Annotated in this window: 17 protein-coding genes; 4 read left to right on the top strand and 13 right to left on the bottom strand. The window is 61.4% G+C overall.

The annotated features are described in order from the left end of the window. Positions 1–294: 294 nt before the first annotated feature. Entirely contained in the window at positions 295–1,263 is a 969-nt protein-coding gene (locus PMI31_RS13615) for a LysR family transcriptional regulator (protein ID WP_007972623.1), read from the bottom strand. Between the two features lie 272 nt (positions 1,264–1,535). Between PMI31_RS13615 and PMI31_RS13610 the strand changes: the two genes are divergently transcribed. From PMI31_RS13610 to PMI31_RS13595, 4 genes are all read left to right on the top strand, one after another. After that, on the top strand, positions 1,536–3,035 hold the full coding sequence (locus tag PMI31_RS13610; protein ID WP_008018621.1) for an efflux transporter outer membrane subunit: 1,500 nt from the start codon (positions 1,536–1,538) through the stop codon (positions 3,033–3,035). A 120-nt stretch (positions 3,036–3,155) separates the two neighbouring features. After that, entirely contained in the window at positions 3,156–5,360 is a 2,205-nt protein-coding gene (locus PMI31_RS13605) for an FUSC family protein (RefSeq protein WP_008018620.1), read from the top strand. Further along, a complete protein-coding gene (locus PMI31_RS13600) occupies positions 5,350–5,550 on the top strand; it encodes a DUF1656 domain-containing protein (RefSeq protein WP_008018619.1) in 201 nt (66 codons plus the stop codon). Before PMI31_RS13605 ends, PMI31_RS13600 begins: the two co-directional genes overlap by 11 nt. A 24-nt stretch (positions 5,551–5,574) precedes the next feature. Beyond that, the gene (locus PMI31_RS13595; RefSeq protein ID WP_008018618.1) at positions 5,575–6,438 is read left to right on the top strand and encodes an efflux RND transporter periplasmic adaptor subunit; all 864 of its coding nucleotides are present in this window, start codon (positions 5,575–5,577) and stop codon (positions 6,436–6,438) included. Positions 6,439–6,600: 162 nt separating this feature from the next. Here the strand turns inward: PMI31_RS13595 and PMI31_RS13590 are convergent, their stop codons facing one another. The 12 genes from PMI31_RS13590 to algK all read right to left on the bottom strand — a co-directional run bounded on the left by PMI31_RS13590 (position 6,601) and on the right by algK (position 21,334). Then, the gene (locus tag PMI31_RS13590) at positions 6,601–6,999 is read right to left on the bottom strand and encodes a hypothetical protein (protein WP_008018617.1); all 399 of its coding nucleotides are present in this window, start codon (positions 6,997–6,999) and stop codon (positions 6,601–6,603) included. Between the two features lie 149 nt (positions 7,000–7,148). Further along, a complete protein-coding gene (locus PMI31_RS13585; RefSeq protein WP_008018615.1) occupies positions 7,149–7,973 on the bottom strand; it encodes an SDR family oxidoreductase in 825 nt (274 codons plus the stop codon). A 34-nt stretch (positions 7,974–8,007) separates the two neighbouring features. Continuing rightward, positions 8,008–8,472, bottom strand: coding sequence for a hypothetical protein (locus PMI31_RS13580; protein ID WP_007998302.1), 465 nt, complete (start codon positions 8,470–8,472; stop codon positions 8,008–8,010). Positions 8,473–8,766: 294 nt separating this feature from the next. Beyond that, on the bottom strand, positions 8,767–10,218 hold the full coding sequence (locus tag PMI31_RS13575) for a mannose-1-phosphate guanylyltransferase/mannose-6-phosphate isomerase (RefSeq protein WP_008018614.1): 1,452 nt from the start codon (positions 10,216–10,218) through the stop codon (positions 8,767–8,769). 188 nt (positions 10,219–10,406) lie between these two features. Beyond that, complete coding sequence (locus PMI31_RS13570; protein ID WP_008018613.1) at positions 10,407–11,063, bottom strand: alginate O-acetyltransferase AlgF; 657 nt, start codon at positions 11,061–11,063, stop codon at positions 10,407–10,409. 14 nt (positions 11,064–11,077) lie between these two features. Next, positions 11,078–12,253, bottom strand: a complete 1,176-nt coding sequence (locus PMI31_RS13565; RefSeq protein ID WP_008018612.1) for an alginate O-acetyltransferase — start codon at positions 12,251–12,253, stop codon at positions 11,078–11,080. A gap of 11 nt (positions 12,254–12,264) precedes the next feature. After that, positions 12,265–13,830: an MBOAT family O-acyltransferase gene (locus tag PMI31_RS13560; RefSeq protein ID WP_008018611.1), complete on the bottom strand. Its 1,566-nt coding sequence runs from the start codon at positions 13,828–13,830 to the stop codon at positions 12,265–12,267. Between the two features lie 303 nt (positions 13,831–14,133). Then, a complete protein-coding gene (locus tag PMI31_RS13555; protein WP_008018610.1) occupies positions 14,134–15,258 on the bottom strand; it encodes a mannuronate-specific alginate lyase in 1,125 nt (374 codons plus the stop codon). 8 nt (positions 15,259–15,266) lie between these two features. Then, positions 15,267–16,715, bottom strand: coding sequence for an alginate O-acetyltransferase (locus tag PMI31_RS13550; protein ID WP_008018607.1), 1,449 nt, complete (start codon positions 16,713–16,715; stop codon positions 15,267–15,269). A gap of 10 nt (positions 16,716–16,725) precedes the next feature. Beyond that, the gene (gene algG, locus PMI31_RS13545) at positions 16,726–18,312 is read right to left on the bottom strand and encodes a mannuronan 5-epimerase AlgG (RefSeq protein WP_008018606.1); all 1,587 of its coding nucleotides are present in this window, start codon (positions 18,310–18,312) and stop codon (positions 16,726–16,728) included. A gap of 26 nt (positions 18,313–18,338) precedes the next feature. Further along, positions 18,339–19,826 carry an alginate export family protein gene (locus PMI31_RS13540; protein WP_008018605.1) on the bottom strand — a complete coding sequence of 496 codons (1,488 nt, stop codon included), beginning with the start codon at positions 19,824–19,826 and terminating at the stop codon, positions 18,339–18,341. Then, the gene (algK, locus tag PMI31_RS13535) at positions 19,823–21,334 is read right to left on the bottom strand and encodes an alginate biosynthesis TPR repeat lipoprotein AlgK (RefSeq protein ID WP_177323566.1); all 1,512 of its coding nucleotides are present in this window, start codon (positions 21,332–21,334) and stop codon (positions 19,823–19,825) included. Before algK ends, PMI31_RS13540 begins: the two co-directional genes overlap by 4 nt. Between the last annotated feature and the right edge of the window lie 9 nt (positions 21,335–21,343).

The following is a 21,343-nucleotide window of genomic DNA, read 5'->3' as shown; positions in this document are numbered from 1 at the left end:
GTGGGCAACCCGGCATGGATGCCGGGTTAGCCGCGTACGGCCATGGATGGCCGATCGCGGCGGGCCCTGTAGGAGCGAGCTTGCTCGCGATAAACGACAGAACACCGTGGGGTGTCAGGCTGCCAGCGTCATCGTTGACGACCATCGCGAGCAAGCTCGCTCCTACAGGCTCTTCCAAGTAACCCGCTGTAAAAGCGGAACCGTTAGCGGCCGTGACCACAACAACGGATATGTACACAAAAACAACGTCGCCAGACATTAAGCCTTCGCGAGCAGGCTCGCTCCCACAAAGGCTCAATTCGCCACCCGAACCCCACCCAGACTCCCGCTCAATTCATACGCCGCCAATTCCGCCTGGTGCGCGGCCAACAATTCAGGCAACGATCCACGCAAATACTCGACCCAGGTCTTGATCTTCGCGTCCAGGTACTGGCGCGACGGGTAGATGGCGTACAGGTTCAGTTCCTGCGAGCGGTATTTGGGCATCACGCGCACCAGCGTACCGTTGCGCAGGCCTTCTATCGCGGCGTACAGAGGCAGGACGCCAACGCCCATGCCGCTGATGATCGCGGATTTCATTGCGTCGGCGGAGTTCACCAGAAACGGTGAGCTGTTGATGGTGACCATTTCCTGGCCATCAGGGCCGTCGAAGGCCCATTTTTCCAGCGGAATCACCGGGCTGACCAGGCGCAGGCAGGCGTGGTTGAGCAGGTCGCTGGGTTTTTGTGCGCAGCCGTTGGCTTTGACGTAGGCCGGCGAGGCGCAAACGATGCTGTAGGTGATGCCCAGGCGCTGGGAGACAAAACCCGAATCCGGCAGTTCGCGGGCGAGGACGATCGATACGTCGTAACCCTCGTCGAGCAGGTCCGGTACACGGTTGGCCATGGTCAGGTCGAAGGTCACGTCCGGGTGGGTCTTGCGGTAGCGGGCGATGGCGTCGATCACGAAATGCTGGCCGATGCCGGTCATGGTGTGCACTTTCAGTTGCCCGGCCGGGCGTGCGTGGGCGTCGCTGGCCTCGGCTTCGGCTTCCTCGACGTAGGCCAGGATCTGTTCGCAGCGCAACAGGTACCGCTTGCCGGCTTCGGTCAGGGCGATGCGACGGGTCGTTCGGTTGAGCAGGCGGGTTTGCAGGTGGGCTTCCAGGTTGGAGACCGCGCGCGAGACGTTGGCCGTGGTGGTGTCCAGTTGTACGGCGGCGGCGGTGAAGCTGCCGGCTTCGGCCACGTAACTGAAGGCGCGCATGTTTTGCAAAGTGTCCATGGGGGGCTCTCGGGTGCGATGGCAAATTGTGACACGAAGTTTCAGAGTCTGAGACCCCAGACTTAAGGATTATCTCGTTTACGGTAACAAAGATTCACAGGAATCCCGGCTTATCGCCCTTCAGGCCGCCCCATAGAATTGGCCGGACTTGTAGGAGCTGGCTTGCCAGCGATGGCATTACTGCGGTTCCAGACATATCGCGGTGTTTCCATCGCCGGCAAGCCGGCTCCTACAAAATCTTATGCCTCCCTCCATTTCAGGAAATCGCAGCAGTGCCGCGTCGCATCAGCAGAGCGCTTCAGCCGCTCAGTGTTTTGGCTTTAACCCTGGCAATCAGCGGCTGCATCGGAACCGGAGGTATTGCCCCGCAGGACAAGGCGCTGGAGGCCAATTCGCTGGCCACCGACGAAGCGATCCAGAGCGCCGCGCAAGATGCGCACTGGCCCACCGCGCAATGGTGGCAGGCCTATGGTGACCCGCAACTGAACCGCTGGATCGACCTCGCCCTGCAAGGCAGTCCGAGCCTGGCCATGGCCGCTGCCCGGGTACGTCAGGCCAGATCCATGGCCGGAGTGGCAGAAGCGGCCGAGTCACTGCAGATCAACGGCGAGTCCACCCTCAAGCGTCACAACTGGCCTACCGACCAGTTCTATGGCCCCGGCGAGCTGGCCAACAGCACCACCTGGGACAACAACGCCGCGCTGGGTTTCAGTTATGCCCTCGACCTCTGGGGCCGCGAAAGCAATGCCACCGAGCGCGCCGTGGACATGGCGCATATGACAGTGGCTGAAGCCCGCCAGGCCCAGCTCGAATTGCAGGACAACATCGTCCGGGTCTACATCGAGCTTTCGCTGCATTACGCACAACGGGACATCGTCGAAGCGACCCTGAAGCAGCAACAGCAGATCCTTGAGCTGGCGCAGAAACGTTTGAACGGTGGCATCGGCACGCATTTCGAAGTCAGCCAGGCTGAAACACCGTTGCCGGAAACCCATCGCCAGCTCGATGCCCTCGACGAAGAAATCGCCTTGAGCCGCAACCAGCTAGCCGCCCTCGCCGGCAAGGGCCCGGGGGAGGGCACGCAGTTGCAGCGGCCAACGCTGTCGCTGGGTGCGCCACTGAAACTGCCGTCTACGCTGCCGGCGCAATTGCTCGGGCAGCGCCCGGACGTCGTCGCCAGCCGCTGGCAAGTGGCGGCGCAGGCGCGGGGCATCGATGTCGCCCATGCCGGTTTCTACCCCAACGTCGACCTGGTCGGCAGCCTCGGCTACATGGCCACCGGCGGCGGGGCGCTGGAGTTCTTGACCGGCAAGAAGCTCAACTACAGCGTGGGTCCGGCGATTTCGTTGCCGATCTTCGATGGCGGACGTTTGCGCGCTGAACTGGGTGAAGCCTCGGCCGGGTATGACATCGCCGTGGCCAAGTACAACCAGACCCTGGTCAATGCCCTGAAAAACATCTCTGACCAGTTGATCCGCCGCGAGTCCATGGACAAGCAGCAGGCATTCGCCGCCGAGTCGGTGGCCACTGCGCAGAAGACCTACGACATCGCCATGATCGCCTACCAGCGCGGCCTGACCGACTACCTCAACGTGCTCAACGCCCAGACCCTGCTGTTCAAGCAGCAGCAAGTGCAGCAGCAGGTTCAGGCGGCGCGCTTGAGCGCCCATGCCGAACTGGTGACGGCGTTGGGTGGTGGTTTGGGTGCAGGTAACGATGTGCCGAAAGACAGCCAGACCCAGGCGCCGAAAACCCCGAGCCTTTTGCGTTGAACACAAGACCTGTGGGAGCGAGCTTGCTCGCGATGAGGGCGGCACATCCAGCATTGATGCCGACTGTTACTCCGCTATCGCGAGCAAGCTCGCTCCTACAATTTTTTTGAGCAGGATTTCATGACTTCCTTGCCCGCACCCTTGCGCTGGCTGTATTCCCTGGAATGGCGCCGGGGGTTCTTCGACTGGGCACGCAGCGATGGCGTGACCTGGGTCTACATTTTCAAGGTGCTGATCGCGGCATTCCTGACGCTATGGCTGGCCATGCGCCTGGAACTGCCGCAACCGCGCACGGCGATGATCACCGTGTTCATCGTCATGCAGCCGCAAAGCGGCCATGTGTTCGCCAAGAGCTTCTATCGTTTTCTCGGTACCCTGGCCGGCTCGTCGGTGATGGTCGCGTTGATTGCGCTGTTTGCGCAGAACACTGAACTGTTCCTCGGTTCGCTGGCGATCTGGGTCGGTATCTGCACGGCCGGCGCCGCCCGCTGCCGCAACTTCCGCGCCTACGGATTTGTCCTCGCCGGATACACCGCGGCGATGGTCGGCTTGCCCGCGCTGGCCCATCCGGAGGGGGCGTTCATGGCGGCGGTCTGGCGGGTGCTGGAAATCTCGCTGGGCATTCTCTGTTCGACCCTGATCAGTGCCGCGATCCTGCCGCAATCGGCAAGCGCGGCAATGCGCAATGCCTTGTATCAGCGCTTTGGCGTGTTCGCCCTGTTCGTCACCGATGGTTTGCGCGGACGCAGCCGGCGTGAGGCATTCGAGGCCGGTAACGTGCGTTTCATCGCCGAAGCCGTGGGCCTGGAAGGCTTGCGCAGCGTCACTGTTTTTGAAGACCCGCACATGCGTCGGCGCAATGGCCGGCTCAGTCGCCTGAACAGCGAGTTCATGGGCATCACCACGCGCTTCAATGCCTTGCACCAGCTGCTCGAACGCTTGCGCAACAGCGCGGCAGACACCGTGGTGGCGGCCATCAAGCCGGGTCTGCAGGACCTCGCCGAATTGCTTGACGGCTTCAGCGGTCGTGCCCTGACAAGTGCCGATGCGGCGCGTCTGGTTATGGTGCTGAGCGCCTACAAGGAAGGCTTGCCGGCGCGAGTGCGCTGTCTGCGGGCAACGTTCCAGCAGAGCGAGCCGAGCGACGCCGAACAACTGGATTTCCACACCGCATACGAGCTGCTCTATCGCTTTGTCGATGACCTGCACGGTTATGCACAGACCCACGCATCCCTGGCCGATCACAGTCACGAACGGGAGCGCTGGGACGAGCCGTTCACACCGCAAACCAACTGGATGGCAGCGGCAGCATCGGGGATTCGCGCAGCATTCATCCTGGTGGTATTGGGCAGCTATTGGGTGGCGACCGCCTGGCCGAGCGGGGCGACCATGACCCTGATCGCAGCCGCGACCGTGGGCTTGTCCGCCGCCACCCCGAACCCGAAACGCATGGCCTTTCAGATGGCGTGCGGAACATTGCTCGGGGCGCTGATCGGCTTCGTCGAGATGTTTTTCATTTTCCCGTGGATCGACGGCTTTCCGTTGCTGTGCGTGATGCTCGCACCGGTGATCGTACTGGGCTCGTTCCTGACTTCGCGGCCGCAATACGTCGGCGTCGGCCTGGGCCTGCTGATCTTTTTCAGCACCGGCTCGGTGCCGGACAACCTCACGGTCTACAACCCCTACACCTTCATCAACGACTACATCGCCATGGTCCTCGGCATGCTGGTGTGCGCAGCGGCCGGGGCGATCATTCTGCCGCCCAACAGCCGCTGGTTGTGGCGCCGCCTGGAGCAGGACCTGCGCGCTCAGGTGGTGTACGCCATCAGCGGCAAGCTCAAGGGGCTGGCGTCGAGTTTCGAAAGCCGCACCCGCGATCTGGTGCATCAGGCCTACGGCTTCGCGGCAGGTCAACCGCAAGTGCAGCGGGGCTTGCTGCGCTGGATGTTCGTGGTGCTGGAAGTCGGCCACGCGATCATCGAGTTGCGCAAGGAGCAGGCGATACTGCCGGTGCATCCGGCCTATGCCGAATCCCAGCCTTGGCGCCAGGCGATCCGGGTGATGGGGCGTGCGCTGGTGCGGCTGTTCCTGCAACCGAACGGCAGCAACCTCGAGCGTGCGCTGATCGCCGTCGATCACGCGATCAGTCGTGTGCAGTCCACCGACGAACCCTTCGCTCCCCACTTCGATACCTCGGCGTTGCGCCGGGTGAAGAGCTACCTGCACTTCATCCGTACCTCTTTGCTCGATCCGCAATCACCGCTCGCCGGCTACATGAATGCCAGCGCCAGCGGCAAGCCACAAGGACTTGAACATGCCTCGTGAAATCGCCTTCCACGGCGTGTACATGCCGACCATGACCGTGATGTTTTTCATTGCAGCGGCATTGGCCTGGGCACTGGACCGCTTCCTCTCCGGGTTCGACCTGTACCGCTTCTTCTGGCACCCGGCGTTGCTGCGCCTGAGCCTGTTTACCTGTCTGTTCGGCGCTATGGCGCTGACTGTCTACCGTTGACTCTCTATCACTGAGAATGCCCCGATGAAAAAGTTTTTCAGCCTGCTCGCGACCCTGTTGGTGCTGGCCCTCGCGCTGTGGATCGGCCGCTCCTTGTGGGAGCACTACATGAACACGCCGTGGACCCGTGACGGCCGCGTGCGGGCCGACATCATCAATGTCGCCGCCGACGTCACTGGCGAAGTGGTGGATGTGCCGGTGCGCGACAACCAATTGGTGAAGAAGGGTGATTTGCTGATGCAGATCGACCCCGAGCACTACCGCCTCGCGGTGAAACAGGCACAAAGCCTGGTGGCATCGCGCAAAGCGACCTGGGAGATGCGCAAGGTCAACGCCCATCGTCGCGCCGATATGGACAACCTGGTGATCTCCCGGGAGAACCGTGACGACGCCAGTAACCTCGCCGACTCGGCCCTGGCCGATTACCAGCAGGCCCAGGCGCAACTGGAAGCCGCCGAGCTAAACCTGAAACGCACTGAAGTGCGCGCAGCGGTGGACGGCTACGTGACCAACCTCAACGTGCATCGCGGCGACTACGCGCGCATCGGCGAGGCGAAAATGGCCGTGGTCGACATGAACTCGTTCTGGGTCTACGGCTTCTTCGAAGAAACCAAGCTGCCTCACGTGCGCGTGGGTGATAAAGCCGACATGCAACTGATGAGCGGCGAAGTGCTCAAGGGTCATGTGGAAAGCATCTCGCGCGGCATCTACGACCGCGACAACCCGGAAAGCCGCGAGCTGATCGCCGACGTCAACCCGACCTTCAACTGGGTACGCCTGGCGCAACGGGTGCCGGTGCGCATTCACATCGATGAAGTGCCGGAGGGGGTGCTGTTGGCGGCGGGGATTACCTGTACGGTGGTGGTGAAGCAGGATGCTGGTGCATGACTTGCAGACCAGGTGGCCCCCATCGCGGGCAAGTCGGATCGCCGCACCGCCGCTCCCACAGGGGTCTTTGTGTAAATGCTATCTATTTGACCCAGCAGAACTTTGTGGGAGCGGGCTTGCCCGCGATTGGGGCGACTCGGTCTCACAGGCATAAGACAGAGTTCACTCCTTGCAAAACGTCTCATGCAGATGCCGCCAGATCACCCGGCCATCCGCCCGTTTTTCAAACACAACCGTGGAGCGACGATCCGAGTGCAGCCCGGTCGCATCGGTCTGTTGCTCGCGGTAACTCACGGTCGCGCCGCCGTCGTGCAGGGCAATGCCACGCAACTCGCTGAGCTCGATGCGAAACCCGAGCTTCTTGCCGCCCGCCAATGTGAACAATTCGTTCAGCGCGTCAAAATCCAGCACCCGACCGAGCGGCGAGACCATGGAAAACTGCGGCGAAAAACGTGTTAGCAGGTGTTCGAGTTCGGACAGGTCCCGTTCTTCGGCCAGCCATTGTTCAATGGCCACGTGGGCCTGGATCACTTCGTCGAAGTATTCGGTGTAGTCGGTCATTTTGTTTCCTGAAGTTCTACGGTGTCTGTTCTGACGCCTTCGCGGGCAAGCCCGCTCCCACAGGCCATGCGCAGATTTTGAAATAGCGCCAATCCTGTGGGAGCGGGCTTGGTCCGGGCGGCGTTCCGACGAAGAACGATGACTCGGTCTCAGAGCTGCCCACGCAACCCGAACCGCTTCATCAGCCCCGATTCGAGCAAACCCTTGGGCAGCAAACTCGCCATCAGCGGCAACGCACGACTGCCATTGCCGATACGAATCAACCGCGGCGGTTTGGCCTGCTGCACAGCCTTGAGCAATCCGGCGGCAAATTCACTGGCCGGTGTCGGCTTGTCCTGGGAAGCCCTGGCCCGGGCGCGTATGCCTTCGCGTAGCGGAAACCACGGCGATTGCTCACTGATCAGTTGCTCGGCTTCGTGGCCGGCATTTTTGGCGAAACTGGAAGCGATGGCCCCCGGCTGGACTTCCATGACCCGCACGCCGAACGGCGCCAGCTCCATGCGCAAGGCATCGCTCAAGGCATGCACGGCGGCTTTCGAGGCGCAGTAGGCGCCGGCAAAGGGCGTGACCAGTACGCCGGACACGCTACCGATATTCACCACCAGGCCCTTGGCCCGACGCAGCACCGGAAACAAGGCGCGGGTGACGCCGACGATGGCGAACACATTGGTTTCGAACTGGCGCTGCATGGCTGGCACACCACCATCGAGCAGCGGCCCCATGGCGCCATACCCTGCGTTGTTGATCAGCACATCGAGGCCACCGGCCTGTTGGTTGATTCGCTCGCTCAAGGCTTCAAGCGCCGCAGCATCGTTGACGTCCAGTTGCACGGCCGTGAAGCCGGCGGCGGAGAGTGCCGCGACATCTTCGGCCTTGCGGGCACTGGCCCAGACTTCATAGCCAGCGGCCTTGAACGCATCGGCCAGGGCGCGGCCAATGCCGCTGGAACAACCGGTAATCAACGCAACGGGCATGGCGCATTCCTTGTGCAAGTAGTGGGGGAAGAGGTCAGTCGGAAAAACTACCCTGCAATCGCTCGGCGCGAAACTCCAGGGTCTCCGGACGGTAGCCTGGGCGCAATGGCGGCAGCGGCAAGCAATCTTCCCAGTTGCCACCGGCCTGCAATTCGCCGGGGCCACGATAGCGCGGTGCGGTGTATTGATTGTCGGCCAGGTTCACCGTGTCGCCAGGTGCATAGGCCGCGACCCGCCAGCGCAGTTCCGTCAGCGGAACGTCGTTGCCGTTGTTCAGGGTCAATTGCAAGGGGCGGTCGGCGGGACATTGCTGCGGTGCGTAACTGATGCGCAACTCCAGGCGTTGCAGTTGCTTGAGTTCGCGGTGGTCCATCCAGATGACCCAGGTAGCGACGATGCCCAGCCCCACGGCGGCGGCCATGGAAACGGGCAAGGCTTTGGCCGGATAGCGCAGCAACAGGATCAGCCAGGTGATGACCAGCAGGACGCCGATGAACATGGGGCGCAAACCTCGGTGATGTAGAAGACCATCGTACCTAAGCGCGGGTGGGATTGGCGATGGGCGAGATTTTTGTGGTGGATGTGATGGCCTCATCGCGGGCAAGCCCGCTCCCACAGTGTACCGAGCCGAGCACAAAATCCCTGATCAACCCAATACCCTGTGGGAGCGGGCTTGCCCGCGATGAGGCCAGGCAAGCCGATACAAAACTCAGTGCAAAAAAAAGCCCCCGCCCAGCCTGCTGCGGATAGGGAACGCAGCAGGCTGTACGGGGGCTCCTTGTTTTACTGAACGTTATTGCGCGATGGTCTTCACCGAAACCCCACGCTCAACCGGCGTAGACCGCCCGTAGATATCCTCGAACCGCTCGATATCGTCCTCGCCCAGGTAACTCCCCGACTGAACTTCGATGATCTCCAGCGCAATCTTCCCCGGGTTGCGCAGGCGATGCACCGAAGCGATCGGAATGTAGGTCGACTGGTTCTCGGTCAGCAGGAACACGTTCTCGTCACAGGTCACCTCGGCAGTGCCGCTGACCACGATCCAGTGTTCGGCGCGGTGGTGGTGCATCTGCAGCGACAGGCACGCGCCCGGCTTGACCGAGATGTGCTTGACCTGGAAGCGGCCGCCCATGTCCACCGAGTCGTAGGAGCCCCACGGACGGTAGACCTCGCAGTGGTTCTGGGTTTCGCTGCGGCCCTGTTCGTTGAGGGTGTTGACCATCTGTTTCACGCCTTGAACCTTGTCCTTGTGGGCGATCATCATGGCGTCCTTGGTTTCGACCACGACGATGTTTTCCAGACCGATCACCGAGACCAGTTTGCCGTTGCCGTGGATCATGCAGTTGCGGCTGTCCTGGATCACCACGTCGCCTTTGGTGACGTTGCCGTTGGCGTCTTTCGCATTCACTTCCCACAGCGACGACCAGCAACCGACATCGCTCCAGCCGGCGGTCAGCGGCACGACGCAGGCGCGTCGGGTTTTTTCCATTACCGAGTAGTCGATGGAGTTGTCCGGGCAGCAGGCGAAGGTGGCTTCGTCGAGGGTGATGGTGTCGGCATCCTGCTTGCTGCGTTCCAGGGTCAGCAGGCAGGTGTCGTAGATGTCCGGATCGTGCTTTTTCAGCTCTTCCAGGAAGCGGCTGGCGCGGAACAGGAACATGCCGCTGTTCCAGAAGTAACCGCCGGACTGGACGAACTCGGTGGCGCGTTTCACGTCTGGTTTTTCGACGAAGTGCGAGACGCGGCTGACGCCTTCAGGCAGCAGCGAGTCGTTGGTCGACTTGATGTAGCCATAACCGGTTTCCGGCTTGGTGGCCGGCACGCCGAACAGCACCATTTCGCCGTTTTCGGCAGCGACAGTGGCCAGGGCCAAGGCACGTTGCAGGGCTTTCTGGTCTTCCAGCACGTGGTCCGCCGGCAGCACCAGCATCAGCTCGTCGCGACCTTCGTTGACCAGCATCATCGCGGTCAGGGCCACGGCCGGCGCGGTGTTGCGACCGAATGGCTCCATCAGGATGCGCTGGGTTTCCAGTTTGCGCGCGGCCAACTGCTCGTTGACGATGAAACGGTGGTCCTTGTTGCAGACCACGATCGGCGTGTCCATACCTTCGAACACCAGGCGTTCCAGGGTCTGCTGGAACAGGGTGTGCTCGCCGGTCAGGGCCAGGAACTGCTTGGGGAATTGCTTACGGGAAAGCGGCCAAAGACGTGAGCCACTACCACCTGACAAGATCACCGGAATCATGTTGTTACTCCTTGAATATCGATTGGTTAGAGCTACCGCGTTTGTGTCGTTTCACTCTTGTTTTTGTTCCGTGTCCGACCTGACACCTCGGTCCTTGTGGGAGCTGGCTTGCCTGCGATGGCGGTCTCAAGGGCCCCATCGCGGGCAAGCCCGCTCCCACAGGGATTGGGTCAAGCCAGACGAATGTGTTAGCGCGTCGACACCGGGCGTTTCACCCAGACCGGCGACAGGCTGCTGCCGTTGCCAGTGACGTACAGCACCGCGGCCTCACCGCGTTCCAGGGCGACCGGTTTCACGTCGCCGACTTTGGTTGCGCCGTCATAGAGCGCCAGGCTGACTTTCACCGGGTTGATTTCACGTTCGCCACGGCCCTTGGCGGCCACGTTCGGCACCACGTCGGTCTTGCCATCGGCGGTTTTCAGGGTCAGCGTCTTGTCGCTGAGGTTCTGTACGCGTACCAGGGATTTCTGCTTGTTCTTGAACGGCGGCTCCTCGATCAGTTGCGGTGCGCCGCTGGCGTTGTTGACCAGGGTGTAATAGTGGTCGCCGGCCAGTTTCACCGGCAGGGTCTGGCTACCGACCTTGGCGCTGTAGTCACCGCCCGGCATGAAGCTGAAGTCACTGCTGGACAGTGGCGCGACATCACTCAGGTTGGTGCTGCCGACGGTGGCGCTGACTTCGGCGTTGCTGGCGTTGTAGATGCGCACGAAGGTCGAGCCTTTCGGTGCGGTCGGGCCGTAGAGTGCTGCGTCGCCACCGGCGAAAGCCTGAATCGACAGCACGCTGAGGCCGGCAACCAGGGCAAAGCTTTTAGCGAGACGACGAGGAGTTGTAGTGAAAGTCATGGTGTACCTCTCTTTCAGTTTTGCGCCCGGTCGGGCGTCTCGGATTTGTTGTTGATGGCTACGTTTTGTTGGCGCGCGCCGGCTTGTTTAAGCTCTGCGACCCACTGCGGGTCGGCGTCGCCGATTTCGTTGTTCACGGGCAGATATCGTTCAGGAAACTCCCAGATCAGCACCTGTGGCGGGCTGTTCTTGAAGGCATCGCTTTTCAGGTAGCTGAGCATCGGCAGAATCGGGCCGTGGCCGTCTTCGGCGTAATTGACCACGTCGCTGTGCAGGGCTTGCTTGAGCGCACCGACAAAATTCCAGCTGGGGTTGGCGCTGTAGCTGGTGCCGATCAGGGCCACCGGCACTTCGGTGTTGGCGAACAGGGCATCGTCAGCGGCCGGCTGGTCATCCGCTGCCACGGTGTTGCGCTTTTGCAGCGACTCTGGTGCCGGCATCAGGTTTTCGAACAGCGGGTCCAGCGGCAGGAACAGACGCAGGTCGCCCTTGTGGGTGATTTTCTCCGCAGGTTCGGTGACGAAGCGCTGTGGCTCGCCGCTCAGCGGGTACTTGTCGGCGATGGTCTGGGCCAGGCGGTTGGCGGCGATCTCGGCGCCTTCCGGGGTCCAGTGGGTGTCGGTGCGCAGGAACACTTGCTGGCCATTCTGTTTGGCCTGTTGCAGCGGGCCGAGCAGGTCAGGGGCCGGAATCCGGTCCGCGGCCAGGCGCTGGTGGAAGTCCTTGTAGAGGTTGGCGTGGATGCTCGCCGGTTTCACCTCACCTAGGTGTTCCGGGTACAGGCGCACCTTGGCCGGCACCACCGCCATCACCAGTTGCACGCCTTTTTCCTTCAAGGTCTGGCGCACGCCTTCAACCAGCGCGTAGTTGCCTTGCAGGTTCAGCTCTTCGTTGACCACCGGGTGGAATTCTTCATCGCTGTACAACCACTGGTCGCGACCGAGCACCACGCCCGGACGACCTTCGTTGAACAGTTTGAAATCCAGCGCGGCCCAAAGGTTGGTGCCCAGGCGCTTGATCGGGAACTCGTCGTCGTAGTGCGTTTCCACGGCTTTGGTCCAGCGACCGTTGAGCACTGTTGCATCGGCGTTGGTGCTGAAGCCGAAGAAGCTGCGCACCGACCACAGACCGAGCACCAGCAAGGTCACCAGGAACAGCGCGATGTAGAAGACGCGTAATGAGCGGGTCATGGTCAGATCCCTCAGAACTGGAAGTAAAGGAACGGCGAGAAGCTTTGCGCCGAGAGTTTGAGAATCGAGGCGATGAACAGCAGCAGCACCAGCGCACGCATCACGTAGCGCGACCAGTCAGCGCTCCAGTAGGCCGGTTGCACCTGGGCTTCGACGCCGACGGTGTAGCCAGGCTGATGGATGCTCGCGAGGTTATCCCCAGGCACAGCCTTGATCGTTCCCGCTGTAGCGGCGGCCGGGCCGTCGGCATCGACGTTCACGGCAGGCTTGGTCTTGACCGGTGGCTGATTGGTGTAGAAGTCGCGCAGGCCGAAGAACGCCAGGGTCACGTAAGCCACGATCAGCGTCGCCACTTGCAGGCCGGTGAGGCTGGCCTGGTTGAGTTCCGACAGCGACCAGTCACCGAAGCTGAACATCGCGCCATACATGCGCCCGGCGACGTGCAGGTTCTCCGCACGGAAGATCACCCAGCCCATCACCACCAGCAGGAAGGTCAGCGCCCAGCGGATCGGGTTGAAACTGCGCGGCGAGGTGTTCAGGCCGATGGCTTTTTCAATCGCCAGCCAGGTGCCGTGCCAGGCGCCCCAGACGATGTAAGTGATGTTCGCGCCGTGCCACAGACCACCGAGCAGCATGGTCAGGAACAGGTTGCGATAGGTCATCAGCGTGCCTTTGCGGTTACCGCCCAGCGTGATGTACAGGTAGTCACGCAGCCAGGTCGACAGGCTGATGTGCCAGCGCCGCCAGAACTCGGTGATCGACTGGCTGACATACGGCTGCTTGAAGTTTTCCATGAAGCGGAAACCCATCATCAGGCCCAGGCCGATGGCCATGTCGCTGTAACCGGAGAAGTCGAAGTACAACTGCGCGGTGTACGCCAGCGCGCCGAGCCAGGCATCGCCCGTGGTCGGGTTTTGCAGGGCGAAGCAGTGGTCGGCCACGACGGCCAGGGTGTCGGCGATGAAGACTTTCTTGATGAAACCCTGCATGAACCGCGTGCAGCCCTCGGAGAACTTGTCGAGGGTGTGGGTGCGGTTGTTGAACTGGTCGGCCAGGTCGCGAAAACGCAACACGGGGCCGGCGATCAAGTGCGGGAAGATCGCCACGAACGCCGCGAAGTCGATCAGGTTGCGGGTCGCCGGGGTGTCGCCACGGTAGACGTCGATGATGTAGCTGATGGACTCGAAGATGTAGAACGAGATTCCGATCGGCAGCAGCACGTGGGTGAGGATGAAAGGTTCCAGGCCCACCGAGGTCATCATTGCGTTGATGCTGTCGACGCCGAAGTTGGCGTACTTGAAGTAGCCGAGGATGCACAGGTCGACGGCCACGCCGAGCAGCAGCCAACGCTGCGCCGGTTTGGTCCTGACCCCGGCGGCACCGACTTTCAGGCCGATCCAGTAGTTCCACAGGGTGACGCCGGCGAACAGCGCGAGGAAGTCCACACGCCACCAGGCGTAGAACACGTAGCTGGCAATCAGCAGCAGCAAATTGCGATAGCGTTGCCCGCTCAGGTAGTACAAGCCGAGAAAAATCGGCAAGAACAAAAACAGGAACACGTTGGACGAAAAAACCATCCCGATCTCTCCTTGTTTGATGTGTAGGAGCTGGCTTGCCAGCGAAGGCGGTGCGTCAGCTGCACCGTGTCAAGCCATCGCCGGCAAGCCGGCTCCTACAGCCTTAATCAAGGGCCAACGGCCCCCCCAAACCCCCCACTGAAAACCCGGGGGATGTATTGCATTCAAAGCCACCGCAAACCTTTGTAGGAGCTGGCTTGCCAGCGAAGGCGGTGGGTCAGATGCACCGCGCCGTGCCATTCGCCGGCAAGCCGGCTCCTACAGGTGCGGTGTGTCAGGTGCACCGCATTGCATCATTGGGTTCTAGGAACCCTTGTTACCCTTTTCATTGGCCGGGTCGTAGACCTTGGTCAGGTCACCGCCGAGGCGGAAGGTCTTGAACGGCTGCATCTGGTGTTTCTTCGCCAGCACCTCGGGCGAGCAGGTGTAGAGCGAGCAGAACGGTTCGAGCCAGGCGAATTTCATGTCCTCTTTCAGGTCGGTCATGTCCTGTTCCTTGCCGTTCTTCTTCTCGAATTGGTCCGGGTCTTTCACCCCGGACAGCACCCGGTCACCCAGGCGTTTGAGCGCGCCATTGTTTTCCTGGCGCAGATCCACTCCATTGACCTGGGCGAAACTGGCGATCATCGCCAGCGGCGGCAGGGCGTAGTTGTGGTAAGCCAGGGCCCGCTGCTGACGCTTGAGTTCGTTGGGCAGGTAGCCGTCGGCGTCGACCTGATTGGCGCCGACCTTGTATTCCTTCACCGCCCAGTCGAACAGGTCGCGACGGTTGGTGGCGACGGAGGTGGCCATCACCGACCATGCCGCCCAGTACGAGTGGTTGTTGGTCATGTCGAGCGGCAGGTTGTCCCAATCGCTGACCACCTGATCGGCCATCCTGCTGAACCAGGCTTCGATCAACTGCGCTTCTTGTTGATGGGTGGCCAGTGGGTGGGAATCGGAAAACTTCAGGCGGATATAGGCCGAAGCCATGCTGCCCAATGCCCATTTGCGCATCGATTTGCCGGTGTGGTTGAAGTCCTTGGACATCAGCGCGTCGGCCTGGGCCCAGGCGGTCAACCAGTCGAGTGTGCATTCCAGCTGTTCCGGGCGACCGTCACGCATGAACTGCATCACGCGCTTGCTGGTGCCGCGCTCGATCTTGGTGATGTCGGCGGTGCTCTCGCGGAAGGCTTTTTCCGACTGCACGTTCAGGGTCGCGCGGGCCTTGTCCGAACCTTCGTACTTGCTGCGAAATTGCAACGAGCCGGTGTACGGCGTCGGCATCGCATCGCAGCCTTCGCTTTTGTCGCCCGTCTTGAATTTATCCACAGGCGCAAAATAGCCCTGGGGTGGACGCAGTGGCGCAGCCGCTTGCGTGGCCCCGGCGAACATCGCCAGGCTCAGGAGCGTCGGTGCCAACAGTGTTGAAATTTTCGGATAGCGCATAGCAGACCTCATTGCCCGACCGAAGCAGTACGCTGCTCGGCGCCCGGGAATACGTTGCGTTTGCAAATTTTCGCTTCGACTTTCCGAGGCGCGGCACCGGCTTCGGGGCCCTGGACTTCAACGGCCAGCAGGTTCTGCGAAGCCCAGTCTTCATCCGTGCGCAACTCGAAAGCGAAACGCCCGTCAGTCTCGGAGGTTTCCGGTTTGTCGATCTTGATGTCCTCGTGGCGACCGTTCATGTACCAGAGGGTGGCTTGCAGGGTTTTCACCGAAGTGTCGGCGAAACGGATGTCGACCTGGTGGCTGCTGTTGCGCAGGTCCATATTCTTGCTGTTGACCATCAACTCGTTTTTGCCCGGCTTGAGCGTGGCGCTGCCGGACATCTGCGCATCCTTGCCTTCGCAACCGTTGTCCAGCAACGCCATCATCTGGCGGTAGATGGTTTCCTGGTCGAGGCGGTACAGCGGCGAGAATTCCCAGATGAGAATTTTCGGCGGATTCTTCTGGAATTCGTCGCTGCCCAGGTACTGCAGCATCGAACCTTCCAGGCCGCCGCCGGGGAAGGCCACGTTGAGGATGTCGGCACCGATGGCCTCTTCGAGGAACCCGGCGAAGTTGTAGTTCTTGCCGCTGTGGGAGGTACCCACGAGGGTGATTTGCGGATTGCCGGAATCACCGAACAGATCGCCATCACCCGCTTCGCCCTTCGGTTCGGTGGTGAACTGATCCATGTACTGGATCGCGTAGCTGGTGCCACAGAGTTGACCGGCCATGTTGTGCAGGGTTCCGGTCTTGCCCATGCGACCCGACTTTTTGGTCTCGAATTCGCGCTTGGGAATGTCGGCGAATTCAGGCAACTGCTTGACCTTCTCGGCGACGATTTTCGCCGTGCGCTGGGCACCGTACGGCGTCCAGTGCTGGTCGCCACGGAAGTAGAAATCGTGGGCGGGCAGGGTGTCGGGCAACGACTCGTTGGTCAACGGCGAAAGGTCCGGGACGACATAGCCCATCTGCGCGAAACGACCGAGCATGGTCTTGTAGTTCTGCAGCGCCTTGTCGAAGTCGAAGCTGGCTTTCTCCGCCGGGTTGAGCTTGTTGCGGTTCACCAAGCCACGGGTCGGCTGGTACACGATGACCAGTTCCACGCCTTTGCTCTTGAACGCATCGTGCAGTTGTTTCATGCGTTTGTAGCCGGCGGGTGTGGTGTCGAATTCGGTGCGCAGGTCTTCCTGGGTGCGGAACAACCAGTCGCCCTGGGCCTGTACCAGGGTGGTGAAGTTCTGCTGATAACGGGTGGTGTAGTTCTTCGCATCGTGGGCGGCCGGGCACAGGCTGCAGCATGGTTCTGCTGTAAAGCTAGGCGCTTTGACCTCGTCGGCGCGAGCACCGCCGCTGGCCGCGAGAATGCCGGCGGTCAGGGCCGACAGGCTGAGTAATTTGATCAAGTGTGGGTGCATAAGATTATCCTCAGTCCCGCATTTCGGTCTGGCGTTCGACAGGGTCGATCAGCACGGCTTTCTGCTGGCGCACCAGCAGGTCGAGAATTTCATCCTGGCGCTCGCCAAGGATGCCGGTGAAGCTGATGCCGCTGGATTTGGCCGGTGCGAGCATCGACACGCGATACAGCTCGACACTCAGCGGCGAGTCGATGGACAGCGGCCCGCTGCCGTTGGCCGCCAGCTCACCGCCGACCACGATCAGCGACACCTGGGCGTCGAACGGGTCGAGCTTGATGTCACGGTCGGTGTTGCTCAGGTCTTTGATGTGCCCGTAGACGCCGGTCAGACCGTTGGCCATGGCGACGTTTTCGTAGAGGCGAATGTTCACGCTGTTACGAATGCGGATGCCGTGGCGCTTGTTGCTCAGCACACGGTTGCCCCACAGCAGGTTGTCGGCACTCTCGTAGAGGGTGATGCCGTCGGTGTGGTTCTGGTAGATCTCGTTGTGGGCGATCAGGTTGTTCACGCTGTTACGGTCGATCACCAGGCCCGACAGCTTGTTGTCGTAGCTGCGGTTGTTGAAGATGAAGCTGTCATTGACCTCACGGGAAATAATGATCCCGTGCTTCTTCTTGGTCCCGAACACCGTGTTGTCGGCAATGATCAGACCGTGGGAACGGTCATGCGGGTCGATGCCGTAGACGATGTTGTCTTTGTAGGTGTTGCCCTTGACCACGAAATCGCGGGTTTCATAGCAGTAGAAGCCGTACCACATGTCCGAGAATTCGGAACCGACGATCCAGCCAGTCGGTTCGGGGCGCTTGAGCACCTTGGCCATGTTCGGCGTGTATTGGGAAATACTCACGCCGTAGGACTTACTGTTGGCATAGCCAAAGCTGGCGATCTTGCTGTTGGCGATGTAAGTCTCGGTGCCGCCCCAGGCCAGCAGGAACGGGCGGAATTCCTTCGGCGAGTTGAACGTCGCCGGGCCGTTGTCCTTCTCGCGCCAGCCAGTGATTTTGGTGTCGCGCACGAACAGTTGGCCGTCGTTGACCAGGAACGAACCGGCCTCCTGGGACAGGCGCAGTTCCTGGGTCTGCTTGTCGATTTCCAGGATGCCGTGACGGCCGACCACGATCGGCAACTTCGCCAGGTAAACCCCTGGCGCGGTTTCGATGACGTATTTGGGTTGCTTCTTCGCCAGGTCCTTGAAGTTCATGTAACCGTCGTCGACAAAGATCGCCTGCGGGATGCCGTGCTGGCGCACCACCCATTCGGCCATCTTGTTGTCGCCGCCGATGAAGTCCTTCAGGGCGTCTTCCTGCATCATCCGGCGCACGCTGATTTTGCCGGCCTTGCTGCGCACGATTTTCGCGGCGACGGCTTCGGCGGTGTAGCCCGAGACATCCGGCAGTTTCGGCGTGGCCAGTTCCAGCGGCGCGGTCGGTGCGCTGCTGACGGTATAGGTCTTGGCCTGTTGCAGTTCCTTGGCCACGGTTGCCGGCTTCGCCGGTTCCACGTTGGCCGGCTCTGCATTGGCGAAGCCAGTCGCGGTGGCCAGCAGCAACGCGAGAGCCAACAGGCTGATCGAGCCTTTTCGGGCTGGATGATTCATCTGGGAGACTCCCTTCGCAATGTGCATCAGAAGCGCCAGATCACGTCGATGAACGCGCGGTGCATGTACGAATCGACTTCCTTGCCGTAGGCATCGCCCGGCTTGAACACACCGCCACGGAAACGCACCAGGGCCGAAGGCTCATCGATGGACTGGCTCAACGCCGCCGGCAACAGGCCTTGCTTGAAGTACTTGGTGACCACCAGATCCATCTCCTGACCGAGGTCTTTCTCGCCATCGTTCAGCGGCAGGGACGTGGTGGAAAGAATTGCGCCGGTGGCGTCGTCGGTGTTGTTTTCGACCGCGTTGATGCCATTGCTGCCGATTGGCTTGTTGCCGTCGACGCGCCAGAATTTGTGGTAGATCAGGCTGGCGTCGTATTCGTCGTTGAGCATCCACGAGCCGAACAAAGTCGCGGTCTGCATGTTTTGCATTTCGCCACGAAAGGCCTCGCCGAAACGGTGTACCCGCGAGCGGGTGCCGGTGTAGTTCGAGCGGTTGCTTTCCAGGCCGTTCTGTTCGTACTCGGCGCTGGCGCGGGCATAGGCGGCACCGACTTGCCATTGCGGATCGAGGCGCAGACGCACGCCGATATCGGTGGCCCAGCCGTTGAGGTTTTCACCGCGCTTGGCTTCGGCCGGCGACGTACCATCGGCGTTCAGCGGGTTGACCTTGTCGATGTCGCCGCTCATGCCGGTGATGCTGCCCCAGTAATTGACGGTGTTGGTGTTGCGCCAGTTATAGGCGTCGCTGTCGGCGGTCAGGCCGATCCAGCTGATGTCACCGTTCTGTTTCTTGTCCAGCGAATCGGCCGGCACGCCCGGTTCCGGGAAGTCGAGCTTGCCGTTGTCATGGGTGTGATGACCACGAATGCCGACCCAGTTGCCCGGTGTCCACTGATACGACGCATCGGCGTAGGCGTGCAGGCGATCCTTGTCTTTCGGGGCGAGTTCCGTGAGGTCGGTGCGGTACTCGCTGAAACGTTCGGCGACCCCGACGTTGGCGCGCAACAGGGTGGTGTCGAACGTCCAGTTCAGGGCTTCGATGTTGGTGTCGCGCCATTGGCCGTCGGCGTTGTGCAGACGTTGGCGACCGAGCTTCAACTGCTCGCCCGGATACGGCGTGAGTCCGCTGTAGCCGACCCAGAATTCGCGCATGGCCAGGTAGTTTTTCTTGGTCTTGCGATCACCGTTGTCGGTGGGCGTGGTGCCATCGCTGGCGGTCCCTTGCAAGGTGTCCGTCTCGATGATGTCGGTGGCAGTCACGGCTTGCCCCATGGCATAGGCGCTCCACGCGCCGCTTTCGCCATAGATCCATGGACGCAAGTCGAGGCCGACGCCGTTGACGTCGCCACCGCTCTGGGTACCGAGGTCACTGTCGTCTTCGGATTGGCCGGTAACCTTCACTTCGAGGCCAAAGTTCTTGGTTTCAGTCATCGCAGCGAGCGTCGGGCAAGACCAGATCAGCGCGAATGTCAGGCCGATACCGGCCTTCATGAATGGATTCAACTTCATAGGGATTCCTCGCCACCTTCGTCTTGCAGGGCTTTCAGTTCCGGCGTGTTCGGGCTCAGGGCACCGCGCACGGCCTGTTCTTGTTTCAACAGGCGTTGGGCCTCGGCCAGCCGGTCAGGCGGCAGTTGCGTTTGGATTGTTTGCGCAAGCTCGGTGGCTTGCGGAGTGTTCTGGGCCAGGGCCAGTTGGCTGAAGACGTAGGCGTTGAGCGGATCAGGCTTGGTGCCCTTGCCCTGGGAAAACAGTTGGGCAATGGCGAAGTCGGCGCTGTTCTGGCCATTGCGCGCAGCGGTCAACAGATGGTCGAGCGCTTTCTGCGGATAGACCTTGCCCAGGTAGCCGCGGCGATAGATCTGGCCGAGGTAGTAATCGGCGGCGACTTCGCGGCCGACGGCTTTCTGGAAGTGCGCTTCGGCGACCTTGGCATCAGCCGGCACCAGTTTGCCTTCGAAGTAGAGCTTGCCCAGCAACAGTTCGGCGCGGGGCTGGTCGGCGGCGCGGCCGTTGTCCAGGTACTTCATCATTTGGTCGACGTCGCCCAGTTCGGGGAAGTCGTAGAGCAGTTGCGCGAGGGATACCCACGAGGCCGGGTAGCCCGGTGCGATCGGTTCGAGCAGCGACTGTGCGGTTTTCTCGTCGGTCTTGCCCAGGGACGAATCAGCGAGCACGCGGGCGACGCTGTCGACGCGCTGCGCCGAAACGGTGCCGCGAGCGTGAGCCGCTTGCATCTGTTTGATCAGCTCGGCCTGTTGCTCAGGCTTGCCTTGTTTCTGATAGACCGTGGCCAGCTCGACGTAGCAGATGTCATTGGTGTTGAGCACGGCCTTGCAGATTTTTTCCACATCATCCAGATGCTGGTCATAGGTGCCCTGGGTGCGATAGAGCAGCACTTGCGCCAGACCGGCTTCCGGTTTGCTCTCGGCACGCCATTGGCTGATTTGCTGCTGTGCATTCACGCTGGGAAAGCTGTGCGGGTATTGCAGGTACAGCATCGCCAGCGGGATCAGCGTGTTGCCTTCGCCCGCGGCGGCGGCTTTTTTCAATAGGGTTTCGGCTTCGTGCTGCTCGGCTTCGGTGGAGCCGGGCTTGGCCACCAGCAGACGACCGAGGCGTGCCTGGGCGCGCGGCGAAACGCTGGCCGCGGCGCGGTAAGTTGCCTCGGCCTGTTTCATCTGCGCCGGGTCTCGGCTGTCGACCTGGATGTCGGCCAGACCGACCTGGGCTTCGCTGTAGCCAAGGTCTGCCAGTTGCCGGTAATTCTGCGCTGCGGTGGCGGTATCGCCACGTTTGAGCGCTTCGTTGGCCAGGCGCTGGTCGGGTAGGCCGGCACAACCGGCCAGAGACACTGCTAGCGCCAGTGAGCACACCATATGACCCCTGTGGGAGCTGGCTTGCCAGCGATTCAGGCGACTCGGTGTTTCAGAGGAACCCCATTGATCCAATCGCGGGCAAGCCCGCTCCCACAGTGATCGCGGCGTTCTCAGGAGACTGATGATGGTCACAGGCATGTCCTCCGG

Source organism: Pseudomonas sp. GM55, from assembly GCF_000282395.1.
In the GTDB taxonomy this organism is placed as follows: Bacteria; Pseudomonadota; Gammaproteobacteria; order Pseudomonadales; family Pseudomonadaceae; genus Aquipseudomonas; species Aquipseudomonas fluorescens_CC.
This window is presented reverse-complemented; position numbering and strand designations above follow the sequence as displayed.